Source organism: Methanocorpusculum petauri, from assembly GCF_026891975.1.
In the GTDB taxonomy this organism is placed as follows: Archaea; Halobacteriota; Methanomicrobia; order Methanomicrobiales; family Methanocorpusculaceae; genus Methanocorpusculum; species Methanocorpusculum petauri.
Genome location: NZ_JAPTGB010000047.1, coordinates 1 through 1,465 on the forward strand (window position 1 = coordinate 1; position 1,465 = coordinate 1,465).

The 1,465-nt window shown below is 43.8% G+C and carries 2 protein-coding genes; both read right to left on the reverse strand.

The window, feature by feature from the left end; genetic code table 11:
- Nucleotides 1–145 precede the first annotated feature (145 nt).
- On the reverse strand, nucleotides 146–547 hold the full coding sequence (locus tag O0S10_RS10420; protein WP_268925818.1) for a hypothetical protein: 402 nt from the start codon (nucleotides 545–547) through the stop codon (nucleotides 146–148).
- A gap of 34 nt (nucleotides 548–581) precedes the next feature.
- The gene (locus O0S10_RS10425) at nucleotides 582–1,289 is read right to left on the reverse strand and encodes a hypothetical protein (RefSeq protein WP_268925819.1); all 708 of its coding nucleotides are present in this window, start codon (nucleotides 1,287–1,289) and stop codon (nucleotides 582–584) included.
- Nucleotides 1,290–1,465 lie beyond the last annotated feature (176 nt).

Below are 1,465 nucleotides of genomic sequence, written 5' to 3' on the forward strand. Positions count from 1 at the left end.
AGGTATTGATCATCTCTTTGAATTTTCTGAGTGAAATGCGGGGTTCTGATCAATAATTCTCCCAAGAGAAAAACCAAACACTCACCCTCTGATGAAATACGTATTATTCCCATTCTGGCTGGGGGCAGATATGATGCCGGGACTATCATGTCCGCTTGTGCGCGTCTGTGGCACTTGAATGAACAGACATTACTCTTATCCCGCATCCCAACAGATCGTGCGCATCACCACTCTCATGGAACCTGATGAACGACGAGTTCTGCTGCTCCCTTTCCGGCGAGGCAAAACGGATATCAGATCTGCAAACGCCTGGCAAAATGATCCTGTACCGCAGGCAGATGTCCGAAATATTTTTCACGGAATTTTTTCGCTGCATATCCACCGAAAAAATATTTTTTTCATCACGGCATACGAAAAATATTTTTTTGGGCGTGGTGAATTTTTTTATTCCGGTCACGCTGCTGCGAGGATGTTCTGAAGAGTTTTTTTCCAATCTGTTCATCCGAAAATGGATGATCAAAAAAAAAGAAAATCCTGTTCTGTCCATTTTGTTTTCACAAAATATTTTCCGGATGGACTCATCAGAATCTGTCCCAGGGGACATATGTGGAAAAACCGGGTATAGGAATAAATCCAGATATATGTTCTACCGGGATTTTTACATGGCTTTCAAGATAGTACGTCATCCCAGAACTCATCAGAAAATGGTTGTTCGTTCTTTTTACTTTCGTTGAAATCCATATTTCAACAGAGTCCACATTCGTGTCTGCAAGAGAATCCGGAAGATACACATACGTCGAAAACGGTCCGCCCCACTCTGGATAATTATCAATCGCGTTGTACTGGAGCATTGTACTGAGATTATCCGTAGAGTGTGGAGTGTAGGTCAGGGACGACTCTCCCCGCATTTTTGGGAGAGTGGGTGTGAAAATACCAGTCTCCTCAAACGCAGCATGGAGATTTTTTACCGGCAAAGATGTTGAACGAAATGCCAGCATTTTTCCATACTGCGTCTCAACAACGGATGATTTCCAGTCGGAAAACTGTTTGTTCTGATACCGGTCATCAGGATAGAGGGATTCGCCGTTTACCAGGGGGAGCGGCAGATAGATGGTAAGGGGCTGATCAATGGAAGCATTTTCAAAACCGGAGATCGTTATCTCGTATACTTTCTCCCCATTCACAAAACCAGCGATACAGCTGGCACCCATGTATCCTAAGTACGGGGATAAAAATAAAATGAGGATCAATCCCGCGATGAACCAAGGTGATCTCTTCTTTTCTTGCATAATTATCCTCCAGATTATCTGATCACATACTCAACCAATTCTTTTTCATAGCAGAGATCCAATTTGATACATTCCTTCGCATAGGCGGTCTGTCGGGACGTGCCATTCGAGAGGAGTATTCCGGTTTCTGTTATCCGCCACGCCGACTTAAAGATCTGCGGTCGTCAACAGTACAA

Bases quoted from the DNA above. Each gene is read 5' to 3' on its own strand.
- O0S10_RS10420 (WP_268925818.1), bottom strand. From the start codon at position 547: ATGGACAGAACAGGATTTTCTTTTTTTTTGATCATCCATTTTCGGATG.
- O0S10_RS10425 (WP_268925819.1), bottom strand. From the start codon at position 1,289: ATGCAAGAAAAGAAGAGATCACCTTGGTTCATCGCGGGATTGATCCTC.